At 71.6% G+C, this 20,395-nt stretch carries 14 protein-coding genes and 1 pseudogene; 13 read left to right on the top strand and 2 right to left on the bottom strand.

Going from position 1 to position 20,395, the window contains the following annotated elements:
* Positions 1–62 precede the first annotated feature (62 nt).
* The 8 genes and pseudogenes from trpB to ACRQ4B_RS12055 form a co-directional block, all read left to right on the top strand.
* Positions 63–1,277: a tryptophan synthase subunit beta gene (gene trpB / locus ACRQ4B_RS12090; protein ID WP_439691676.1), complete on the top strand. Its 1,215-nt coding sequence runs from the start codon at positions 63–65 to the stop codon at positions 1,275–1,277.
* The gene (trpA, locus tag ACRQ4B_RS12085; RefSeq protein ID WP_439691675.1) at positions 1,274–2,083 is read left to right on the top strand and encodes a tryptophan synthase subunit alpha; all 810 of its coding nucleotides are present in this window, start codon (positions 1,274–1,276) and stop codon (positions 2,081–2,083) included. The genes trpB and trpA overlap by 4 nt, the downstream gene beginning before the upstream one ends.
* Before the next feature lie 196 nt (positions 2,084–2,279).
* Entirely contained in the window at positions 2,280–3,278 is a 999-nt protein-coding gene (gene lgt / locus ACRQ4B_RS12080) for a prolipoprotein diacylglyceryl transferase (protein ID WP_439691674.1), read from the top strand.
* Positions 3,279–3,485: 207 nt separating this feature from the next.
* Complete coding sequence (gene gltB / locus ACRQ4B_RS12075; protein WP_439691673.1) at positions 3,486–8,081, top strand: glutamate synthase large subunit; 4,596 nt, start codon at positions 3,486–3,488, stop codon at positions 8,079–8,081.
* Entirely contained in the window at positions 8,074–9,531 is a 1,458-nt protein-coding gene (locus tag ACRQ4B_RS12070) for a glutamate synthase subunit beta (protein ID WP_439691672.1), read from the top strand. Before gltB ends, ACRQ4B_RS12070 begins: the two co-directional genes overlap by 8 nt.
* A 122-nt stretch (positions 9,532–9,653) precedes the next feature.
* Positions 9,654–11,099, top strand: coding sequence for a pyruvate kinase (pyk, locus tag ACRQ4B_RS12065; protein WP_439691671.1), 1,446 nt, complete (start codon positions 9,654–9,656; stop codon positions 11,097–11,099).
* A gap of 167 nt (positions 11,100–11,266) precedes the next feature.
* Positions 11,267–12,346 carry a VIT1/CCC1 transporter family protein gene (locus ACRQ4B_RS12060; protein ID WP_439694387.1) on the top strand — a complete coding sequence of 360 codons (1,080 nt, stop codon included), beginning with the start codon at positions 11,267–11,269 and terminating at the stop codon, positions 12,344–12,346.
* A gap of 39 nt (positions 12,347–12,385) precedes the next feature.
* Positions 12,386–13,474 (top strand): annotated as a pseudogene (locus ACRQ4B_RS12055) (acyltransferase family protein); the annotation flags it as partial.
* Positions 13,475–13,626: 152 nt separating this feature from the next.
* Here the strand turns inward: ACRQ4B_RS12055 and ACRQ4B_RS12050 are convergent.
* Positions 13,627–14,166, bottom strand: coding sequence for an HdeD family acid-resistance protein (locus ACRQ4B_RS12050; protein ID WP_439691670.1), 540 nt, complete (start codon positions 14,164–14,166; stop codon positions 13,627–13,629).
* A 147-nt stretch (positions 14,167–14,313) separates the two neighbouring features.
* Between ACRQ4B_RS12050 and exaC the strand changes: the two genes are divergently transcribed.
* Genes exaC through ACRQ4B_RS12035 form a run of 3 tightly spaced genes read left to right on the top strand, consistent with a single transcriptional unit; the run spans position 14,314 to position 17,478 of the window.
* Positions 14,314–15,855, top strand: a complete 1,542-nt coding sequence (gene exaC / locus ACRQ4B_RS12045; protein WP_439691669.1) for an acetaldehyde dehydrogenase ExaC — start codon at positions 14,314–14,316, stop codon at positions 15,853–15,855.
* Positions 15,855–16,250, top strand: a complete 396-nt coding sequence (locus ACRQ4B_RS12040) for a DUF779 domain-containing protein (RefSeq protein WP_439691668.1) — start codon at positions 15,855–15,857, stop codon at positions 16,248–16,250. Before exaC ends, ACRQ4B_RS12040 begins: the two co-directional genes overlap by 1 nt.
* Positions 16,251–16,302: 52 nt before the next feature.
* A complete protein-coding gene (locus ACRQ4B_RS12035) occupies positions 16,303–17,478 on the top strand; it encodes a GAF domain-containing protein (RefSeq protein ID WP_439691667.1) in 1,176 nt (391 codons plus the stop codon).
* Positions 17,479–17,554: 76 nt separating this feature from the next.
* On the opposite strand, the gene ACRQ4B_RS12030 is transcribed toward ACRQ4B_RS12035, so the two are convergent.
* On the bottom strand, positions 17,555–18,004 hold the full coding sequence (locus ACRQ4B_RS12030; RefSeq protein WP_439691666.1) for a hypothetical protein: 450 nt from the start codon (positions 18,002–18,004) through the stop codon (positions 17,555–17,557).
* Between the two features lie 147 nt (positions 18,005–18,151).
* Here ACRQ4B_RS12030 and ACRQ4B_RS12025 point away from each other — a divergent pair, with 147 nt between their 5' ends.
* Positions 18,152–18,835, top strand: a complete 684-nt coding sequence (locus ACRQ4B_RS12025; protein ID WP_439691665.1) for a response regulator — start codon at positions 18,152–18,154, stop codon at positions 18,833–18,835.
* Positions 18,832–20,391: an ATP-binding protein gene (locus tag ACRQ4B_RS12020; RefSeq protein ID WP_439691664.1), complete on the top strand. Its 1,560-nt coding sequence runs from the start codon at positions 18,832–18,834 to the stop codon at positions 20,389–20,391. The genes ACRQ4B_RS12025 and ACRQ4B_RS12020 overlap by 4 nt, the downstream gene beginning before the upstream one ends.
* The last annotated feature ends 4 nt before the right edge of the window (positions 20,392–20,395 follow it).

Raw genomic sequence — 20,395 nt, 5'->3', positions numbered from 1 at the left:
CCAGCCCGGTCCGCCGGGCTCGTCCCAGCCCGCTCCGGCGGGCGTGTTCCGGGAGACCCATCGTGACCTCACTCCGTGACCTGCACGGGCCGTACTTCGGCGACTTCGGCGGGCGGTTCGTCCCCGAGTCGCTGGTCCTCGCGCTCGACGAACTCGAAGCGGCCTTCCGCGAGGCCTGGGCCGACCCGGCGTTCCGGCAGGAGCTGGACGACCTCCAGCGCGACTACACCGGCCGGCCGTCGATCATCACCGAGGTGCCCCGGTTCGCCAAGCACGCCGGCGGCGCCCGGATCATCCTCAAGCGCGAGGACCTCAACCACACCGGCTCGCACAAGATCAACAACGTGCTCGGGCAGGCGCTCGTGGCAAAGCGGCTCGGGAAGACCCGGCTCATCGCCGAGACCGGTGCCGGCCAGCACGGTGTCGCCACCGCGACCGCCGCGGCGCTGTTCGGCATGGACTGCGTCGTCTACATGGGGGCGGTCGACACCGAGCGCCAGGCCCTCAACGTCGCCCGGATGCGTTTGCTGGGCGCCGAGGTGATCCCGGTCGAGACCGGTTCGCGCACGCTGAAGGACGCCATCAACGACGCGCTGCGCGACTGGGTCGCGAACGTCGACTCGACGCACTACCTGCTCGGCACGGTCGCCGGTCCCCACCCGTTCCCGGAGATGGTCCGCGAGTTCCACAAGGTCATCGGGGCGGAAGCCCGCCAGCAGGTCCTCGACAAGGTCGGTCGCCTGCCCGACGCCGTCGCCGCGTGCGTCGGCGGTGGCTCGAACGCGATGGGCATCTTCGAGGCGTTCCTCGACGACGAGTCGGTGAAGCTCTACGGCTTCGAGGCAGGCGGCGACGGCATCGAGACCGGTCGGCACGCCGCGAGCATCTCGCTCGGGCGCACCGGCGTGCTGCAGGGCACGAAGTCGTACCTGATGCAGGACGAGGACGGCCAGACCATCGAGAGCCACAGCATCTCGGCGGGCCTCGACTACCCGAGCGTCGGCCCGGAGCACGCGTACCTCGCGTCGATCGGTCGCGCCACCTACGAGCCGATCACCGACGACGAGGCGATGGAGGCCTTCCGGCTCCTCAGCCGCACCGAGGGGATCCTGCCCGCCATCGAGTCGTCGCACGCCCTGGCCGGCGCGATCAAGCTCGGCAAGGAGCTCGGTCCCGACGGCGTCATCCTGGTGAACCTCTCCGGACGTGGCGACAAGGACGTGGCGTCCGCCAGCCGCTACTTCGGGGTCCTCGACGAGAACGCGGTGCAGCTGTGAACACGGACGAACGCACGACGGGCCGATCCGTCGCGACCACCATCGACACGGCGAACGCCGAGCGCGCCGGGGCCGTCATCGGCTACCTGCCCGCCGGTTACCCCGACGTGCAGACGAGCGTCGACGCCGCGGTGGCCCTCGCCGAGAACGGCGTCGACGTCATCGAGCTCGGACTGCCGTACTCCGACCCCGTGATGGACGGCCCGGTCATCCAGCGCGCCGCCGAGGAGAGCCTGGCGAACGGCTTCCGGGTCGCGCAGGTGTTCGATGCCGTGCACCAGATCACCGAGCGCGCCGACGTCCCGGTGCTCGTGATGACCTACTGGAACCCGGTGCTCCGGTACGGGGTCGAGCGGTTCGCCGACGACCTCGTCGCCGCCGGCGCCGCCGGGCTCATCACGCCGGACCTGATCCCGGACGAGGGCACCGAGTGGATCCGTGAGTCCGAGCGCACCGGTCTCGACCGGGTGTTCCTCGCGGCGCCGTCGTCGTCGGACGTCCGCATGCAGCAGGCGGTCGACTCCAGCCGCGGGTTCGTCTACGCGGTCTCCACGATGGGCGTCACGGGCGCGCGCGTCGGCGTCGACGCGGCAGCCCGCACCGTGGTGTCACGCCTCCGTGACGCCGGTGTCGCGCGGACCTGCGTCGGCCTCGGCATCTCGACGGCCGACCAGGTCGGCGAGGTCCTCGAGTACGCCGACGGTGCCATCGTCGGCTCCGCCTTCGTGCGCGCCCTCGCCGACCTCGGGGTGCAGGGCGTGGCCGACCGCGCTGCGGACCTCACCTCCGGCGCGCAGCGCCGCTGACCGTCGGACAGGAGGCACGGTGTCGGTGAGTCGACCGGCTCACCCGCACCGCGCCTCCAGTCCGACCTCCATGGTCACAGTTCCCACAGGACCGCTCCCACGGTTCCTGACGGACGCGCGTCCCGCGCTACAGTGAGCGGGGCCGACGCGACGTCGGCACCGCGCCCAGCCAGTACCGAAAGGCGACAGCACCTCCATGCCCCTCCTGAGCATCCCGAGCCCGAGCACCGCCTGGCAGTACTTCGACCTCACGGCCTGGCTGCGCGACGTGTTCGGCTGGTCGCTGCCCCTCGACTTCCGCATCCACGCCTACGCGATCTGCATCCTCCTCGGGATCGTCGCGGCGGTCGTGCTCGCCAACCGTCGCCTCAACGCGCGCGGCGTCGAGCGGTGGATCATCATCGACATCGCGATCTGGGCGGTGCCGGCCGGCATCATCGGCGGGCGCCTGTTCCACGTGTTCACGCACGTCAGCGACTACTTCGGTCCGGGCCGCGACCCGCTGTCCTTCCTCTACGTCTGGGAGGGCGGGCTCGCCATCTTCGGCGCGCTGATCCTCGGTTCCGTCGGCGCCTGGATCGGCTGCCGCCAGGTCGGTCTGCGCTTCACCGCCTTCATCGACGCCGTCGTGCCGGGCGTCCTGCTCGCCCAGGCCTTCGGCCGTCTCGGCAACTACTTCAACCACGAGCTGTTCGGCATGCCGACCAGCCTGCCGTGGGGTCTGCAGATCGAGTCGTCGAACGCAGCGTTCCCGAAGGGCCTGCCCGAGGGCACGCTGTTCCACCCGACGTTCCTCTACGAGATCATCTGGAACGTCGTCGGCGTCGTCGTGATCCTGCTGCTCGACAAGAAGTTCCGCCTGCAGTGGGGCAAGGTCCTGTCGCTCTACCTCATCTGGTACGGCGTCGGCCGCTCGGTGCTCGAGTCCATCCGCGTCGACACGAGCGAGACGTTCTTCGGCATCCGGACGAACGTGTGGATGTCGTTCGCGGCGATCCTGCTCGGCATCGTCATCTTCCTGGTCCAGTCGAAGCGGCACACCGGCAACGAGCCGAGCCCGTACCTGCCCGGTCGCGAGCCGCGCTCGAAGTCGGATGTAGACTCGGACGACACCTGGTCGGAGGACGACGGCGACGCTCCGGCGGCGGTCGACGGCTCCGATCCGGTCAGCACCACCGCGGCTGGTCGCGCCTAGGACGCACCCCTCCGCGTGGCCGATCCCGAGTCGACCACGACGGCCAGCCGCACCCCCTGGACCCTGCCACAAGCGGGTCCGACACCTCGCACGCCGTCAGGGCACACCGCTGACGGCGGGCACGGGCACCAGTCCCGCCCGTTCGGGCGGAACGCACCACCGGGCCACCGCTGTCCCTGTTCCACTTCCTCGTGAGGACGGTTCCCCATGGCGCTCCAGCCACTCCAGTCCGCAGGCCTCCTGCCCCCGCACCGCCGGTTCTCCGCGATCCCGGACGCCGCCGGCATGTACGACCCGGCGAACGAGAAGGACGCGTGCGGCCTCGCCATGGTCGCGACGCTCCGCGGCACGGCCGGCCACGACATCGTCGACGCGGCGCTCGGCGCCCTGCGCAACCTCGAGCACCGCGGTGCCGTCGGCTCCGACGCCGGGACCGGTGACGGCGCCGGGATCCTCTGCCAGGTCCCCGACGCGTTCTTCCGCGACGAGGTCCCGTTCGACCTGCCCGCCGCGGGGGAGTACGCGGTCGGCACCGCGTACCTGCCCGTGGACGAGGACGACCGGCACGCGGTGCAGGGCGCCGTCGAGCGGCTCGCGCGCGAAGAGGGCCTCCGCGTCCTCGGGTGGCGTGAGGTCCCGGTCCGTCCGGAGGTTCTGGGGACCCTGGCCCGTGCCGCGATGCCCGCGTTCCAGCAGCTGTTCGTCGCCTCGATCCGGCACGACGTGCACGGCGAGTCCTGGAGTGGCATCGCGCTCGACCGCCAGGCCTTCCGGCTCCGCAAGCGCGCCGAGCACGACAGCGACGTCTACTTCATGTCGCTGTCGAGCCGGACCATGGTCTACAAGGGCATGGTCACGACGTTGCAGCTCGAGCCGTTCTACCCGGACCTCAGCGACGAGCGCTTCGCGTCGAAGCTCGCCATCGTGCACTCGCGCTACTCGACGAACACCTTCCCGTCGTGGCCGCTCGCCCAGCCCTTCCGCACGCTCGCGCACAACGGCGAGATCAACACCGTGCGCGGCAACCGCAACTGGATGCGTGCGCGCCAGTCCCAGCTGCAGAGCGAGCTCCTCGGTGACATGGCGCCGCTGCTGCCGATCGTCAGTCCCGGCGCGAGCGACTCGGCGTCGTTCGACGAGGTCCTCGAGCTCCTGACCCTGACCGGTCGGTCCCTGCCGCACGCCGTGTCGATGATGGTGCCCGAGGCGTGGGAGAACCAGGTCGGGATGGACCCCGAGCTCCGGGCGTTCTACGAGTACCACTCGATGCTCATGGAGCCGTGGGACGGCCCCGCAGCCATCACCTTCACCGACGGTTCGGTCGTCGGCGCCACCCTCGACCGCAACGGCCTCCGTCCCGGACGGTTCCTCGTCACCGACGACGGGCTCATCGTGATGGGATCGGAGACCGGTGTCATCGACGTGCCCGCCGACAAGGTCGTGCGGAAGGGGCGTCTGCGCCCGGGCCGGATGTTCCTGGTGGACACCGAGGCCGGCCGCATCATCGAGGACGACGAGGTCAAGCGCGAGCTCGCCACCTCCGGCCCGTGGGGCGAGTGGCTCGAGCAGGGGCGGATCAACCTCGGCGACCTGCCCGACCGGGAGCACATCGTGCACACCCCGGCGTCGGTGACGCGTCGCCAGCGCGCCTTCGGGTACACGGAGGAAGAGGTCCGGATCCTGCTGCGTCCGATGGCGCAGACCGGTGCGGAGCCGCTCGGCGCGATGGGCTCGGACACCCCGATCGCGGTGCTGTCCCAGCGTCCCCGACTGCTGTTCGACTACTTCACGCAGCAGTTCGCCCAGGTGACGAACCCGCCGCTCGACTCGATCCGCGAGCAGGTCATCACCTCGATGGGGATGGGCCTCGGTCCGGAGCGCAACCTGCTCACCGCCGGCCCGGAGCACGCGAAGCAGATCACCCTCGACTTCCCGGTCATCGACAACGACGAACTCGCGAAGATCCAGCACTTCGAGACGGACTCCGGCCGGCACCTCACCGTGACGATCAAGGGGCTGTACCGGGTCGACGCGGGCAAGAAGGCGATGCAGAAGCGCATCGCGGCGGTCTGTGACGAGGTCGACGCGGCGATCGAGTCCGGCAAGCAGTTCATCGTGCTGTCCGACCGTGACGGCAACGCCGAGCAGGCGCCGGTCCCGAGCCTCCTGCTGCTCGCGGCCGTGCACCACCACCTGATCCGCACCGAGCAGCGCATGAAGGTCGGCCTGATCGTCGAGGCCGGCGACGTGCGCGAGGTGCACCACGTGGCGACCCTGATCGGCTACGGCGCCTCGGCGATCAACCCGTACCTGGCGATGGAGACCTGCGAGATCCTCGTCCGGCAGGGCATGATCAGCGGCGTCACGCCGGAGCAGGCCGTCAAGAACGTGATCAAGGCGCTCGGCAAGGGCGTGCTGAAGATCATGTCGAAGATGGGCATCTCGACCGTGTCGAGCTACGCGGGCGCCCAGGCGTTCGAGGCCGTCGGTCTCAGCCAGGAGTTCGTCGACCGGTACTTCACCGGGACGTCGTCGATCCTCGGCGGTGTCGGCATCGAGGTCATCGCGAAGGAGAACGCCGAGCGGCACGCCCAGGCGTACCCGCAGGACGGCGCCGTGCTCTCGCACGAGCGCCTGCAGACCGGCGGCGAGTACCAGTGGCGTCGCGAGGGACCGCCGCACCTGTTCAACCCGGACACCGTGTTCCGGCTGCAGCACGCGACGCGCGCGCGCCGGTACGACATCTTCCGCGAGTACTCCAAGGCGGTCGACGACCAGTCCGAGGAGCTCATGACGCTCCGTGGACTGTTCCGCTTCGCCTCGGGCGCCCGGAAGCCGATCCCGCTCGACGAGGTCGAGCCGATCGAGTCGATCGTGCGGCGCTTCAACACCGGCGCCATGTCGTACGGCTCCATCTCGAAGGAAGCGCACGAGACGCTCGCGATCGCGATGAACCGCCTCGGCGGTCGGTCGAACACGGGCGAGGGCGGCGAGGACGTCGACCGCCTGCTCGACCCGGAGCGGCGCAGTGCGATCAAGCAGGTCGCGTCCGGGCGCTTCGGCGTCACGAGCATGTACCTGACGCACGCCACCGACATCCAGTTGAAGATGGCGCAGGGCGCGAAGCCGGGCGAGGGCGGCCAGCTGCCCCCGACCAAGGTCTACCCGTGGGTGGCCCGCACCCGGCACGCGACCGCCGGTGTCGGGCTCATCTCGCCGCCGCCGCACCACGACATCTACTCGATCGAGGACCTCAAGCAGCTCATCTTCGACGTGAAGCGGGCCAACCCGTCCGCACGCGTCCACGTGAAGCTCGTGAGCCAGTCCGGCATCGGGGCCGTCGCCGCCGGTGTCACGAAGGCCCTCGCCGACGTCGTGCTGGTGTCCGGGCACGACGGCGGGACGGGTGCATCGCCCCTGAACTCGCTGAAGCACGCGGGCACCCCGTGGGAGATCGGCCTCGCCGAGACGCAGCAGACGCTCATGCTCAACGGCATGCGCGACCGTGTGGTCGTGCAGGTCGACGGACAGATGAAGACCGGCCGTGACGTCGTCGTGGCCGCGCTGCTCGGCGCCGAGGAGTACGGCTTCGCGACCGCACCGCTCGTGGTCGAGGGCTGCATCCTGATGCGCGTCTGCCACCTGGACACCTGTCCGGTCGGCGTCGCCACGCAGAACCCGGAGCTCCGGAAGCGGTTCAGCGGCAAGCCCGAGTTCGTCGTGAACTTCTTCGAGTTCATAGCGCAGGAGGTCCGCGAGCTCCTCGCCGAGCTCGGCTTCCGCTCCCTGGAAGAGGCGATCGGCCACGCCGACGCGCTCGACGTGGACCGCGCGGTCGAGCACTGGAAGGCGTCCGGCCTCGACCTCGAGCCCGTCCTCAAGGGCCCGCACTTCGCGGCCGACGAACCCCGACGGCACCAGCGCGACCAGGACCACGAGCTCGAGCAGCACTTCGACGTGCAGCTCATCCAGCAGACCGCCGACGTCCTCGAGCACGGCGGCACGATCGCCCTCGACCTGCCGATCCGCAACACGGAGCGCGCGGTGGGCACGATGCTCGGGCACGAGGTCACCTTGCGTCACGGCGAGAACGGGCTGCCGTCCGGCTCGATCGACGTCACGCTGCGTGGCTCGGCCGGGCAGTCGCTGGGCGCGTTCCTGCCGGCCGGCATCACGCTGCGGCTCGTCGGCGACAGCAACGACTACGTCGGCAAGGGGCTGTCCGGCGGCGAGATCGTCGTGCGTCCGGACGCCGGCTCCGGCTTCGACCCGGCGCAGAACGTCATCGCCGGCAACGTCATCGGCTACGGCGCCACCCAGGGCAGCATGTTCATCCGCGGCATCGTGGGCGAGCGGTTCCTGGTCCGCAACTCCGGTGCCACCGCGGTCGTCGAGGGCGTGGGCGACCACGCGCTCGAGTACATGACGGGTGGTCTCGCGCTCATCCTCGGCGAGACCGGCCGGAACCTCGGTGCCGGCATGTCCGGTGGCACGGCGTACGTCCGCGGCCTGCGCGAGGAGCACGTGAACACCGACTCGCTCGCGAGCGGGGAGCTCCGGCTCAGCCCGCTCGACAGTGCCGACGTCGAGATCGTGAACGACCTGCTCGCGCGGCACGCTGCCGAGACGGGATCGTCGCTCGCGAGCGAGCTGCTTGAGTCCGGCGACCTGAGCGACTTCGTGAAGGTGCTGCCGCGCGACTACGCGGCAGTGCTCGAAACCCGACAGCAGGCCGTCGACGAGGGGCTCGACCCCGACGGCGACGTCGTCTGGAACCGGATCCTGGAGGTAACTGGTGGCTGATCCGAAGGGCTTCCTGAAGGTCCAGGAGCGCGAGCTCCCGGCCCGACGACCCGTCCCCGTGCGGCTCATGGACTGGAAAGAGGTCTACGAGCAGCAGGAGTCCGGCGCGCTCAAGCGCCAGGCCGGTCGCTGCATGGACTGCGGCGTCCCGTTCTGCCACCAGGGCTGCCCCCTCGGCAACCTCATCCCGGAGTGGAACGACCTCACCTGGCGCGGCGAAGGCCGGCAGGCCATCGAGCGCCTGCACGCCACGAACAACTTCCCGGAGTTCACGGGCCGCCTGTGCCCGGCGCCGTGCGAGGCCTCGTGCGTGCTCGGCATCAACCAGCCGCCCGTGACGATCAAGCAGGTCGAGGTCTCGATCATCGACGAGGCGTTCCAGAACGGTTGGGTCACCCCGCACCCGCCGGAGCGCCTGACCGGCAAGACGGTGGCCGTCGTCGGTTCCGGCCCCGCCGGCCTCGCCGCCGCGCAGCAGCTGACCCGCGCCGGACACACCGTCGCGGTGTACGAGCGCGACGACCGGATCGGCGGCCTGCTCCGCTACGGCATCCCGGACTTCAAGATGGAGAAGCGCCAGGTCGACGCGCGGCTCGCCCAGATGCAGGCCGAGGGCACCCGCTTCCGTGCAGGCGTCGAGATCGGCCGGGACATCACGTGGGACGACCTGAAGTCCCGCTACGACGCCGTCGTCGTCGCGACCGGCGCCACGGTGCCGCGCGACCTGCCGATCCCGGGGCGCGACCTCGAGGGCGTGCACTTCGCGATGGACTACCTCGTGCAGCAGAACAAGGCGAACGCCGGCACGAAGGTCGACAACCAGCTCACGGCCGAGGGCAAGCACGTCATCGTGATCGGCGGCGGTGACACCGGTGCGGACTGCATCGGGACCGCGCACCGGCAGGGCGCGCTCAGCGTGACGAACCTGGCGATCGGCAAGCAGCCGCCGCTGGAGCGACCGTCCGAGCAGCCGTGGCCGATGTTCCCGACCGTGTTCGAGGTCACCAGTGCCCACGAGGAGGGCGGTGAGCGCCACTACCTGGCCTCCACCGTCGAGTTCCTGGCGAACGAGGCCGGCGAGGTCCGGGCCCTGCGCGTCGCCGAGACCGAGTACCTCGACGGACGTCGTGTCCCGAAGGCCGGCACGGAGCGCGAGATCCCCGCGGACCTCGTCCTCATCGCGATGGGCTTCACCGGACCCGAGACGGAGACGCTCGAGCCGCAGCTCGGGCTGCCGGTGACGGTGTCCGGTGCGGTGTCGCGGCAGGCCGACTACACGACGAACGAGCCCGGGGTCTTCGTCGCGGGCGACGCCGGCCGTGGGCAGTCGCTCATCGTGTGGGCGATCGCCGAGGGTCGTGCGGCCGCTGCGAAGGTCGACGAGTACCTCGAGGGCTCGACGATCCTGCCGGCGCCCGTGAAGGCCACCGACCGGGCGATCTCCATCTGATGCTCACCCGCACGTGAGCAGGAGGCCACCGGCACTCGATAGGGTGCTGGTGGCCTCGCTTCGTTCCGCGCGGCCCCACAGCGCGGAAACCCAAGCACCATCCACCACCACGAAGGAATCCATTGAGACGCGCAAAGATCGTTTCGACGCTCGGACCGGCAACGTCGGACTACGAGACCGTCAAGGAGATCATCGAAGCGGGCGTCGACGTCGCCCGCCTCAACCTCAGCCACGGTGACTACAGCGTCCACGAGGCCAACTACGTGAACGTCCGTCGCGCCGCCGAGGAGCTCGGCAAGCCGGTCGCGATCCTCGTCGACCTGCAGGGCCCGAAGATCCGCCTGGCGAAGTTCGCCGACGGCCCGCACGACCTCGCGGTCGGTGACGTGTTCACCATCACGACGGAGGACGTGCCCGGCTCGAAGGAGATCTGCGGCACGACGTTCAAGGGTCTCCCGCAGGACGTCAAGCCCGGCGACCCGCTGCTCATCGACGACGGTCGCGTGCGCCTGCGCGTGCTCGACACGGACGGTGTCCGCGTCCGCACCGAGGTCGTCGTCGCCGGCACCGTCTCCAACAACAAGGGCATCAACCTGCCCGGCGTCGCAGTGAACGTCCCCGCGCTGAGCGAGAAGGACGAGGCGGACCTCCGCTGGGCGATCCGCCAGGGCGCTGACCTCATCGCGCTGTCGTTCGTGCGCAACGCCGCCGACGTCGACCGCGCCCACGAGATCATGGACGAGGAGGGCAAGCGCCTCCCCGTCATCGCGAAGGTGGAGAAGCCCCAGGCCGTCGACGCGCTCGAGGAGATCATCGACGCGTTCGACAGCATCATGGTCGCCCGCGGTGACCTCGGCGTCGAGCTCCCGCTCGAGGCCGTCCCGATCGTGCAGAAGCGCGCCGTCGAGCTCGCCCGCCGCATGGCGAAGCCGGTCATCGTCGCGACGCAGATGCTCGAGTCGATGATCTCGTCGCCGATCCCGACCCGCGCCGAGACGTCCGACGTCGCGAACGCGGTCCTCGACGGCGCGGACGCGGTCATGCTCTCCGGCGAGACCAGCGTCGGAGAGTACCCGGTGCAGACGGTCCGCACCATGGCCCGCATCGTCGAGTCGACGGAGGACCACGGTCTCGAGCGCATCGCGCCGCTCGGCACGAAGCCGCGCACCCTCGGTGGTGCGATCACCCTCGCCGCGGTCGAGATCGCGGAGTTCACCGAGGCCTCGTACCTCTGCGTGTTCACCGAGTCGGGCGACTCCGCGCGTCGCATGTCGCGCCTGCGCCACGGTCTGCCGATCATCGCCTTCACCCCGAACGAGGCGACCCGTCGCCGGATGGCGCTCACCTGGGGCGTCCGCTCGTTCCTGGTGGAGCGCAAGACCCACACCGACGAGCTCTTCTCGCAGGTGGACGACGTCCTGCTGGAGAACGGCCTGGCCGCTCCCGGCGACCGCGTCATCGTGACGGCCGGGTCCCCTCCCGGCATCGAGGGGTCGACGAACGACCTCCGCGTGCACCGCGTCGGTGACGCGCACGCCGAGGCCGCTCCGGCCTACGTCCGCGACTGACGACAGCACCCGACGTCCGACAGGGCGCGGACCGGGAGGCACGGCGCACCAGCGTCGGCGGCCTCCGGTCCGCGCCCTGTCGCGTTCTCCCTGCACCGGTCGCGTCCGGAGGGCGTCCGTCCACAGACGGCGGTGGGCGTGCGCCGGGGTCGACGGGAGACGGCATGATGGCTGCTGTGAGCCTCCCGACCGGATCCACGGCGCAACGCGCCGACGTGCGCCGTTGGCGCCGCTACCTCGCCGACGAACGGGCCGAGGCGGCCGTCTACCGGAACCTCGCCGCCCGTCGGTCGGGTGAGGAGCGCGAGATCCTGTCGGCGCTGGCCGAGGCCGAGGGACGGCACGAGCAGCACTGGCTCGACCTGCTCGGCGGCGACGTCGGCCGACCGCAGCGGGGGAGCCTGCGGACCCGGGTGCTCGCCGCGTTGGCGAAACGCTTCGGGTCGGTGTTCGTGCTCGCGCTCATGCAGCGCGCCGAAGACCGCTCGCCCTACGCCGACGACGCCGATGCCACCGCGACGATGGCCGCCGACGAACGCATCCACGGCGAGGTCGTCCGGGGACTCGCCAACCGCGGCCGGATGCGGTTGTCCGGCACGTTCCGCGCGGCGGTGTTCGGCGCCAACGACGGCCTGGTGTCGAACCTCGCCCTCATCATCGGCGTGAGCGCGTCCGGTGCCGACCGGCACTTCGTGCTGCTGAGCGGCATCGCCGGGCTCCTGGCCGGTGCGCTGTCGATGGGCGCGGGGGAGTACGTCTCCGTCCGTTCGCAGCGAGAGCTCCTCACCGCCTCCGCGCCACACCCCGAGGCGGGCCGGGCGGTCGCGGACCTCGACGTCGACGCGAACGAACTGGTGCTGGTCTACCGGGCGCGCGGGATGAGCGAGCCGGAGGCGCAGGCGCACGCGGACGAGGTCCTCGGCGGGACGGCGATCACCACACCCGCCCCGGTCGACGACCACGAGGCCATCGGCAACGGCATGAGCGCGGCGGTCTCGAGCTTCTGCTTCTTCGCCTCCGGGGCGATCATCCCGGTGTTGCCGTACCTGTTCGGGTTGCAGGGCTGGGCCGCCATCGCGGTCGCCGCGGTGCTGGTCGGCATCGCCCTGCTCGGGACCGGGGCCGTCGTCGGCGTGCTCAGCGGGGCGTCGCCGCTCCGACGGGCGCTGCGGCAGCTGGCCATCGGGTTCGGCGCCGCCGCGGTGACCTACGGACTCGGCCTGCTGTTCGGCACCGGTTCGGCCTGACCACTTGAAATACCAGAACACCAGACGTAGCATGGTGGGATGACGTCCTCGATGCGAACCGGTGGTACGCAACGCTTGGACCTCGCGTACATCGACGGCGTGCGCGGCATCCTCGCGATCCTCGTTATCCTCGGGCACACCGCGCACTACACGGGGATGACCGGAGACCTGCAGGCATCGATGCCCGCGGTGTTCCACCTGCTGGCCGCTGGTGAGGTCCGTGTGCCGGCCTTCATCGCGATCTCGGGCTTCACGTTGATGCTGGCGATCGGTCGGCGTGACCGGCTCAGCCTCGGGGGCACGTTCCGCGGCTACGCCGGCCGCCGCATCCGCCGACTCGTCCCGCCGTACCTGGCCGCCCTGACGATCTCCCTCGCCCTCATCGCCTTCGTGCCGGTCCTGGCAGCGCCGGCCGGCACGGAATGGGATGCCAAGCTCCCGGTCACCCTGCAGGCGATCGTGGCGCACGTCTTCCTCGTCCACAACTTGTCTCCCGAGTGGATCTCGACGATCAACGGTCCGCTCTGGAGCCTGCCGGTCGAGCTGCAGCTCTCGTTGCTGATGCCCGTGCTGCTCGTGCTCTGGCGGCGGACCGGTCCGATGGTGGTCCTGGCGATCCTGTCCGTCGCCGCCGGAGCCATGATCGTCACCGGGGTCGGTGCCTGGTCGGCGCCGCACTTCCTGGTGGTCTTCGGCCTCGGGATGTACGGGGCGTTCCTGATCTCAGGTCCCGATGAAGCCCTCGACGAGCGACGCCCGTGGCTCGCCCGCGTCCTGCTGCGGCACCACCGGGCAACCCTCGTGCTCTCGCTCGTGATCCTGTTCGGGGCCTTCGCAGCGGTGGTGCTCCCGACCGGGCTCGCGACCCCGATCACCGGCGTGGCCGTCGGTGTCGGAACGACCCTGCTGTTGGCGGTCCTGGCCGACGGGTACCGCACGGGGGTTCGCGGCACTGCCCGAGCACGTCACCTGCTGTCCGGACGTCGGATCGTCGAGTTCGGCCTCGTCTCGTACAGCGTCTACCTCCTCCACAGCCCACTGCTGGCGCTCGGGAACCTCCTGCTCCTGCCGCTCGGGCTCCCGACGCCCCTGCACCTCGTCGTGATGCTGGCGCTGGTCGTTCCCGTGACCGTGGTGGTCTGCATCGGATTCGCGATCGTGGTCGAGCGGCGGTTCATGAACAGTCACCAGCGTGCGCAGCTCGACCGGATGTTCAGCAGGAGCGGGCAGCGTGGCCGACGGGCTCGTCAGGACGACGAAGGGGACGACGCCGCGCCGACTCAGCGGCGGGCGGCTGCGCGCGGCGGCAGCAGCAGCAGGGCGGCGGCACCGACGACGATGAGCGCGATGCCGGAGAACACCATGAAGACCGTCAGCGCCAGTCCGGGGGCGACGAGCACCACCACGCCGCCGACGATGGACAGCACGCCGCTCACGACGGTGGGGACACGCGAGGACCCCGGGTGCCCGACGAACCCGCCGACGAGCGACGCGATGCCCTCGATGATGAAGCCGGCCCCCGCCAGCACGGCGTAGACGAGCAGGGGGATCGTCGGGTCGAGCAGGGCCAGCAGGCCGGCGATCCCGACGAGGGCGCCGACGACGCCAGAGGTCCAGCGCCACACCCGCGGGGTACCGTGACCCCGGACGGCGGCGAGGACGCGCAGGGCACCCGCGACGACGAGGTACACGCCGAACAGCAGCGCGACCACGACCAGTGACGGGCGCGGCCACACGATCGCGACCACGCCGAGGGCGATCGCGACGACGGCGGTGACGACGACGAACACGCGGAACGTACGGACGGCACGAGAGTCCACGGGCACTCCTCCCTGTCGAACGGCTCGTCTCGACGGTACCTGCCGCCGCGGCGTCCGGTTCGTGCAACCGGATGCAACGTGCGCCGTCGTAGCCTGCGGACAGGCGCGGACCCAGCGCCCCGACAGAGTCGTCGAAAGGTGTCCACCATGACCATCGCACCGTCGCCCACCACCTACGCCGCCCCCGGCGAGGAGGGCTCCGTCGTCTCGTACCGCTCCCGGTACGACCACTACATCGGCGGCGAGTACGTCCCGCCGGCCGGTGGCCAGTACTTCGAGAACCCGACCCCCGTCACCGGCAAGGTCTTTACCGAGATCGCCCGTGGTGACTCCACCGACGTGGACCGCGCCGTCGAGGCGGCGTGGAAGGCGTTCCCGGCCTGGGGGCGCACGAGCGTCGCCGAGCGTGCCGGGATCCTCAACAGGATCGCCGACCGGATGGAGCAGAACCTCGAGGCGCTCGCGGTCGCCGAGACGTGGGAGAACGGCAAGCCGATCCGCGAGACCATCGGCGCGGACATCCCGCTGGCCATCGACCACTTCCGCTACTTCGCCGGCGCCGTCCGCGCGCAGGAGGGGTCGACGGGGGAGATCGACCACGACACGGTGGCGTACCACTTCCACGAGCCGCTCGGCGTCGTCGGGCAGATCATCCCGTGGAACTTCCCGATCCTCATGGCCGTGTGGAAGCTCGCACCGGCCCTCGCCGCGGGCAACTGCGTCGTGCTCAAGCCGGCCGAGCAGACCCCGGCGTCGATCCACGTGCTCATCGACCTCATCGGGGACCTGCTGCCCGCCGGGGTGCTCAACGTCGTGAACGGCTTCGGCATCGAGGTCGGCGCACCGCTCGCGCAGCACCCGGACATCCGGAAGGTCGCCTTCACCGGCGAGACCACCACCGGCCGGCTCATCATGCAGTACGCGTCCCAGAACCTCATCCCGGTGACGCTCGAGCTCGGCGGCAAGAGCCCGAACGTGTTCTTCGCGGACGTCGCCCAGGACAAGGACGCCTTCTACGACAAGGCCCTCGAGGGCTTCGCGTTCTTCAACCTCAACCAGGGCGAGGTGTGCACGTGTCCGTCGCGGGCACTCGTCGCGACGGAGATCTACGACGGCTTCGTCGCCGACGGCCTGGACCGCGTCCGGGCGGTCAAGCAAGGCCACCCGCTGGACCTGTCGACGATGATCGGCGCGCAGGCCTCGAACGACCAGCTCGAGAAGATCCTGAGCTACATCGACATCGGCAAGCAGGAGGGTGCGAAGCTCCTGGTCGGCGGCGAACGGGCCGACCTCGGCGGGGAGCTCTCCGGCGGGTACTACGTCACGCCGACGGTCTTCGAGGGCGACAACTCGATGCGGATCTTCCAGGAGGAGATCTTCGGCCCGGTCCTCGCGCTGACGTCCTTCAGCGGGTACGACGAGGCGATCTCGATCGCGAACGACACGCTGTACGGACTCGGCGCCGGCGTCTGGAGTCGCGAGGCCACCACGCTCTACCGCGCGGGCCGGGACATCCAGGCCGGGCGCGTGTGGGAGAACACCTACCACCAGTACCCGGCCGGAGCGGCGTTCGGCGGGTACAAGCAGTCCGGCATCGGGCGCGAGAACCACAAGATGATGCTCGAGCACTACCAGCAGACGAAGAACCTGCTCGTGTCCTACGCCGAGGGGCCGATGGGGTTCTTCTGATGAGCACCGACCGCGTCGCGGTCACGCCGGCGGCGGCGGAGCTCCTGCGCTCCCTCGCCGCCCGGCACGGTCCGCTCATGTTCCACCAGTCGGGCGGCTGCTGCGACGGCTCCAGCCCGATGTGCTACCCCGTCGGCATGTTCACGACCGGCTCCGGTGACGTGCTCCTCGGCGCGCTCGACATCGCGGGGATGGACCCGGTCGAGGTCTCCATGTCGAAGTCCCAGTTCGAGTACTGGAAGTACACCCACCTCACGATCGACGTCGTCGACGGTCGTGGTGCGGGCTTCTCCCTCGAGGTCCCGGAGGGCAAACGCTTCCTCACCCGATCGCGGATGTTCGACGACGCCGAACTGGCGGACCTCGGCCTGGTCCCCGCCGCGCAGCGGACGTAGGCTGACGGCACCGGCCGCGACGACGCGGCGGGCGGACCCGGACGGAGGACGCATGCGCGCACCCCGGACGCTCCGCCCGCTCGTCGCCGAGTCGTGGCAGCGGTCCGCCCGCGTCGACCCGGACGGCGTCCCGGAGCTCGCACTCGACGCCGACGAGCTCGAGTCCCTGCGTCGGCAGGGTCCCCTCGGGACCGCGCTGCCGGTCGTCCGCAAGCTGCTGCTCGACGACGTCCGTGCCGCCGGGTGCGTCGTGGCCGTGACCGACGCCTCGGGCCGGCTCGTCTGGGTGGACGGTGCGACCAGTGCGCGACGTGCCGCCGAGGGGATGGGCTTCGTCGCCGGGGCGGACTGGGCGGAGGACCGCGCCGGCACGAGCGCCCCGGGGACAGCTCTCCGGCTGGGACAGGGCGTGCAGATCCGGTCGGACGAGCACTACGCGAACGCGGTGAAGTCCTTCTCGTGCACGGCGGTCCCGCTCCGCGACGCCGCCGGGACGGTGGTCGGCGCGCTCGACATCACGGGCGACGACCGCGCGGTCGAGCGGCACACCCTGCCGTTGCTCACCGCGACCGCTGCGGCCGCCGAGGCCGAGGTCGCCCTGGCCGCGCTGCGCGCCCCGCGGCGTCCGGTCGGCCGCGCGCTGCCGGCCACCGAGCTGGTGCTGCTCGGGTCGGACACGGCGACGCTCCGCACGGGGGAGCACGCGGTGCAGCTGTCCGAGCGGCACTCCGAGATCACGGCGGTGCTGGCGTCGACGCCGGGCGGGCTCGCGGCCGAGGACCTCGCGGCCGCCGTCTACGGCGACCGCCGCGCGGTGACGACCCTGCGGGCCGAGGTGGTCCGGCTGCGGCGGGTCCTCGCGCAGCACGCGCCGGGCGCGACGGTGAGCTCGCGGCCGTACCGCCTCGACGGGGTCCGGACCGACGTCGACACGGTGCTGTCCGCGCTCGAACGCGGGGCGCGCCTCCAGGCCGTCAACGGGTACACCGGACCGGTGCTGCCGGGGTCGGCGTCGCCGGGCGTCGACGACCTGCGTGACCGGGTGCGCGTGCGGTTCCGCGAGGCACTCGTCGCCGACGGCGGCGCCGACGCCCTGCAGGCGTGGGCGCGGACCGCGGACGGCGGTGCGGACGAGCAGGTGTTGCGTGCGCTGCTGGCGGTGCTGCCGCGGCGGTCGCCGCGACGCGCGGGTCTCGTGGCGGCGATCGAGGCGCTCGGGCGTCCCTGACTGCGGGCCGGGAGGCACGGCTCGCGTCGACCGGTCGGCCGACGGTCCGCGCCTCCCGCAGCGGGCGCTCCGTGCGTCAGGAACCCGAGGTGGGTGCCGGGGACGGCGTCGTGCCGTCCTTGGGCGGGGTGGGTGCTGTCCCGTCCTTCGGCGGGGTGGGTGCCTTCCCGTCCTTCGGCGGGGTGGGTGCCGTCCCGTCCTTGGGTGGGGTGGGTGCCGTCCCGTCCTTCGGCGGGGTCGGCGCCTTCCCGTCCGGCATCGCCACGCAGCCCGGCGCCGGCGCTGCCTTCTCGCCTCCGGGTGGGGTCGGCGCTGCCGTCCCGTCGCCACCGGGGGCCGCCGGTGCCGCGCTCGGCGCGCCACTGGGTGCACCGGACGGTGCCGCCGCCGGGGTCGCGGTGCCGCTGCCGTCCGCGACGGCCGCGGTCACGCCGAGCCCGCCGAGGAGCAGCGCCGCCGCGGCGGCGGAGCCGATGCCCACCCGCCGGAGGGTCCGTCGCCGCGTGTCCTGTCGTTCGTCGTGCATGGTGTCTCCGTTCGTCGAGTCGGGGGACCGGGGCGGTCCGCCGACGAGGACGACGCTCGAGCTCGAATCTGAAGCAGAACTGAAGCACAGGGGTTCTCCAGGCGGCTCCATGCTCGGTGCGGGTGGAGCCGACCTACGGTGTCCGCCGTGAACGCTGCAGCACGCATCCTGGTGGTCGAGGACGACGACGCCCTCCGCGCCGCCGTCGGGACGACGCTCCGCGCCGAGGGGTTCCTCGTCGCCGAGTCCGCCGACGGCCGGTCCCTCGTCGACGACATCGACCGGGCCGCCCCGGACCTCGTCCTCCTCGACTGGATGCTGCCCGGGCCGAGCGGGATCCTGCTGGCCGCCCGGGTCCGGTCCCGCTCCGACGCGTCGGTGGTGATGATGACCGCGCGGGACGAGCTCGACGACCGGTTGCGTGGCTTCGCCGAGGGTGTCGACGACTACGTCGTGAAGCCGTTCGCGATGGCCGAGCTCGTCGCGCGCGTCACTGCGGTGCTCCGACGGCGCGGTCGGGTCCCCTCCGTGATCGAGGTCGGCGACCTCGTGCTCGACCCCGAGGCCGCCACGGCTCGCCGCGCCGGAGCCCTGCTCGACCTGACCGCGACCGAGTTCCGACTGCTCCGGTTCCTCGCCGAGAGTCGCGGGCGGACGGTGTCGAAGGGGCAGATCACGACGCAGGTGTGGGGCTACGACGACGTCGCACCGAACCTCGTCGAGGTGCACCTCAGCGCCCTGCGCCGCAAGATGGAGGCCCACGGACCGCGGCTCGTGCACACCGTCCGGGGGCTGGGCTACCGGCTCGACCTCGACCGGGGCGCCGCGTGAGGGCGGCGGACGGCCGGCTCCGCACGACGTCGCTGCGGCTCCGGACCGTGGTCGCGATCCTCGTGCTGCTCGCCGTGCTGCTGACCGGGCTGGTGATCGCGGTCGAGGCCGTGCTCGGTGTCCGGTTGCGTGCGCAGGTCGAGGACCGACTCCGAGACCGGGCGTCCGCCGCCGCCGCGCTCGTCGGGGTCCTCGACGCCGACGACCTGGCCGACCGCCTGTCCGCCCAGGGGCTCTCGGTGCGCATCGTGCAACCGGACGGCGCCGCGGTCGAAGCCGGCCCGAGTCCTGACCAGCTCCGCGCCGGACCGCCCGACCCGAAGGGACTGCCGGCGCCCGTCCCCGCCGACGGCTCGACCTCCTCGCGCTCCAGCGGCACGACCGGTGGCAGCGGGACGTCCACACCGTCCACGGGCACCGCGGCGGGTGTGCGGATCACGTCGTCGTCCGCGCACGAGGACGACGGCGTGCTGACCCTGCGATCCGACCTCGCCGACGGCACCCGGATCACCCTCACCGCCGGCACCCGGGACGTGCAGGAGACCCTGACGCAGCTCGGCTGGGTGATGGGCGGCGCCTCGGCAGCCTTCCTCGGTGTCGCCGTGGTCGGGGTGGTGCTCGTCGTCCGGCGGTCCCTCCGACCCCTCGACGAGATGACCGTCGCCGCTCGCTCCATCGCCGACGGTGACCGTGGCCGACGCCTGCGCCCCGCCCGCACCGACACCGAGATCGGCCGCGTCGCGACGGCCTTCGACGAGATGCTCGACGCCGTGGAGGGCGCGGAGGCGCAGGCGGTGGCCGCCGAGGAACGGGTCCGAGCCTTCCTCTCCGACGCCGCTCACGAGCTCCGGACGCCCGTCGCCGGCGTCCGGGCTGCGGCGGACACGCTCGTCCGGAACGGGGACGACGACCCGGCCACCCGCGAGGTCCTCGCCGTGCACGTCGTCCGGCAGGCCGACCGGGCAGCGCGACTCGTCGACGACATGCTCACCATGGCCCGGCTCGACCGGGGGATCGCGCTCGAGCGGCGGCCGACCGACCTCGTCCCGTGGCTCGAGACCGAGGTCGACCGCCTCCGGCTCCGTCTGCCGCTGACGACGATCCGGGTGGAGGTACCCGACGCGCCCGTCGCGGCGGACGTCGACCCCGACCGCCTCGCGCAGGTCGTCGGGAACCTCGTCGACAACGCTGCACGGGCGACCGGCACGGACGGCACCGTCCGGATCGGACTCACGTCGTCGACCGCCGGTCCGGTGCTCGCAATCGAGGACGACGGTCCCGGGATCGCCCCGGCCGACCGCGAACGGGTGTTCGACCGACTCGTCCGGCTCGGGGACGCCCGCGACGCACGGACCGGCGGCGCAGGGCTCGGGCTGCCGATCGCGCGCGGGATCGCCGTCGCGCACGGCGGGACGCTCGCGTACGGGGAGACGGGCGAGCTCGGTGGTGCGGTCTTCGTGCTGCGACTGCCGGCCGCACCCCCGCACACCATCGCACCCCCGCCCGGGTCGGCCGTCGCGCTCCCGCCCCTGGTGCAGAGCGCAGCTCCTCGGTAGCGTC

Origin of the sequence: Curtobacterium sp. SP.BCo, assembly GCF_051903265.1 — a bacterium.
Taxonomy (GTDB): Bacteria; Actinomycetota; Actinomycetes; order Actinomycetales; family Microbacteriaceae; genus Curtobacterium.
The sequence above is the reverse complement of the archived record's forward strand: the minus strand, read 5'-3'. Positions and strand labels throughout refer to the sequence as shown.

Excerpts from the sequence above, each read along its gene's own strand:
- lgt (WP_439691674.1), top strand. The coding sequence starts at position 2,280 with ATGCCCCTCCTGAGCATCCCGAGCCCGAGCACCGCCTGGCAGTACTTC.
- gltB (WP_439691673.1), top strand. The coding sequence starts at position 3,486 with ATGGCGCTCCAGCCACTCCAGTCCGCAGGCCTCCTGCCCCCGCACCGC.
- ACRQ4B_RS12060 (WP_439694387.1), top strand. The coding sequence starts at position 11,267 with ATGGCTGCTGTGAGCCTCCCGACCGGATCCACGGCGCAACGCGCCGAC.
- exaC (WP_439691669.1), top strand. The coding sequence starts at position 14,314 with ATGACCATCGCACCGTCGCCCACCACCTACGCCGCCCCCGGCGAGGAG.
- ACRQ4B_RS12040 (WP_439691668.1), top strand. The coding sequence starts at position 15,855 with ATGAGCACCGACCGCGTCGCGGTCACGCCGGCGGCGGCGGAGCTCCTG.
- ACRQ4B_RS12035 (WP_439691667.1), top strand. The coding sequence starts at position 16,303 with ATGCGCGCACCCCGGACGCTCCGCCCGCTCGTCGCCGAGTCGTGGCAG.
- ACRQ4B_RS12030 (WP_439691666.1), bottom strand. The coding sequence starts at position 18,004 with ATGCACGACGAACGACAGGACACGCGGCGACGGACCCTCCGGCGGGTG.